The organism is Mesorhizobium sp. M1E.F.Ca.ET.041.01.1.1, from assembly GCF_003997355.1.
Taxonomy (GTDB): Bacteria; Pseudomonadota; Alphaproteobacteria; order Rhizobiales; family Rhizobiaceae; genus Mesorhizobium.
Genome location: NZ_RZSL01001288.1, coordinates 1 through 393 on the forward strand (window position 1 = coordinate 1; position 393 = coordinate 393).

The 393-nt window shown below is 56.2% G+C and carries 1 protein-coding gene; it reads right to left on the bottom strand.

Going from position 1 to position 393, the window contains the following annotated elements; translation table 11 throughout:
- Positions 1-72 precede the first annotated feature (72 nt).
- The coding region (locus tag EOA38_RS40015; RefSeq protein ID WP_210213040.1) for a hypothetical protein at positions 73-393 on the bottom strand (321 nt) is incomplete at its 5' end.

Consider the following 393-nt stretch of genomic DNA (forward strand, 5'->3'; position numbering starts at 1 on the left):
CATCCATGAGCTTCTCCCAGACCGAAGCTCGACGTTTCTGCCCCCGCCGCTCGATTCCTCTTTCCTCTGATCCTACTCGGTCGGCATCGACACGAATTCCATGTTCGCCTGCTCGGTTAACTGCTCGGCGTCGTTCTGTGTCAGTCCAAGCAGCAGTCTGCCCGGCAACTCCGCCGGGAGATCGGAAAATAGGTCATAGACCATCCACTGGTCGCACGGATCCAGAAAGGCGGTGAACTGCATGGCTGACATTCTTCGTCCTAGGTATTCCGCAGCGTAGTTCTTTTTCGGGGGCTGCCCTCGAAACTGCCCGGCTGGATTCTCCTCCAGCACTTTCGAAGAACAATACTGTTGCTGGAAGGCAAGAAAAAGGGGTTCTACAGTCCCTCCCCC